Annotated in this window: 1 protein-coding gene; it reads right to left on the bottom strand. The window is 35.0% G+C overall.

Annotated elements, in window-relative coordinates; all coding sequences use genetic code 11:
• Positions 1-323: 323 nt before the first annotated feature.
• Positions 324-1034: an SIMPL domain-containing protein gene (locus tag ES677_RS15080; RefSeq protein WP_246124592.1), complete on the bottom strand. Its 711-nt coding sequence runs from the start codon at positions 1032-1034 to the stop codon at positions 324-326.
• Positions 1035-1422 lie beyond the last annotated feature (388 nt).

The raw sequence follows: 1422 nt of genomic DNA, 5'->3' as shown, positions 1-1422 counted from the left end.
ATTACCTGGGGAGATCTCCAAAGTTACGAGTTGGCCTATTGGAGAAGTCAGCAGAAGTCATAGTACTTAAGGGAAACGAGGTGGGAGAAAAAGCCCATAGGACTCACAATTAAGGAAGGACGGAACAACGTTCTCTATTAAATTCGCATAGGAGCAAATTTTTGTAGCCTATGCTTAAAATAGTAGGTAGCTTCAATTGGCGTAAAGAGCAATTGTTGAGATGAACGTTGAACCGCCGTATACGAGACCCGTACGTACGGTGGTGTGAGAGGCGCACTGGCAATCATTCGATTGTCAGCCGTCTACTCGATTAGGCAACGTTTTTATTCGATTATGAATTTTACGTTGACTTTAGATGAAAACTCCATTTTTTCAAAATCAATCATTATGTTTTCGCTTGCTCGACTTCCATATATACTTGAAGCTCCTCTAATCTGAACTCCAGCGACTTTACCTTGTAATTGGCTTGTTATCGATGCAGTTTCTAAATCAGAAATATAAATAGCTTTTCCGACTTTTTGATTTAATGGCGCAACCATATTTTCCGCATTCCGTTTCGCTTTCATAATCGCTTTAGCTCTTAATTCAAGTAATAATTGTTCAGATTTTGAGTATTCTGTTTTAGAAATAGATACATTAGAAATCTCTTCACGCTCTAAACCTGCCATAACTTTTCCAACTGTTTGAGCATCTTTTAAAATCAGAGAATACATTTTAGTTTTCAGCACTTTTTGTCCAGCAAGGAAATATTTTTTGAATTCGCTACTATAATCTATTACAGATAACGATTTTTTTAAATCAATGCTTAATGATTTTAAAACTCTAAACATCGACGCCTCTAATTCCTCTGTTGATTTTCGATTACGATTATCTTCCTCATTTAATATAATCATCAAATGAATTTTATCTGGTGTGACTAAAGTGTCAACTTCCGCAATTGTTTCCAAAAAAGGCTGATCGATAAAATTTTTGGTTTGTGAATGACTTTGGAAAGTCAAAAATCCAATGATAAGTAAAAATCCTAATTTTTTCATTTGTTTGATTTTGGTTAATTCAATTTTATTTTCTTTCGTCGAAACTATGATTTTATTTAGTTTGTCAAAAGTCAGAATGAGTGAATTACCCTGTTCATTTAATGTGTGTGTTATTTAGCACGATTTTTTTTTAAATGTTGCCTAACGTTTGGGTATATGAAAAGTAGCGGCGTAAAATGCCAAAACTTTCGATTAATCACTAATTTTATTAATATGCCAAAACTTCGATTTAGCACTGAACCCGCTATTTTTTATATACCGTGTGTGTGCCCAGTATGGGCATCTTTAACTTACAGCAAAGTAAGTAATTAATCTAGAGGGTGCAAGTCCCTTATGCGCTGGGGTAACGCCTAGAAGCATTAGTAAGTCGCAAGGGTGGTAACTGCAA

Source organism: Bizionia gelidisalsuginis, assembly GCF_008086185.1.
GTDB classification, from domain to species: domain Bacteria; phylum Bacteroidota; class Bacteroidia; order Flavobacteriales; family Flavobacteriaceae; genus Bizionia; species Bizionia saleffrena.
The sequence above is the reverse complement of the archived record's forward strand: the minus strand, read 5'-3'. Positions and strand labels throughout refer to the sequence as shown.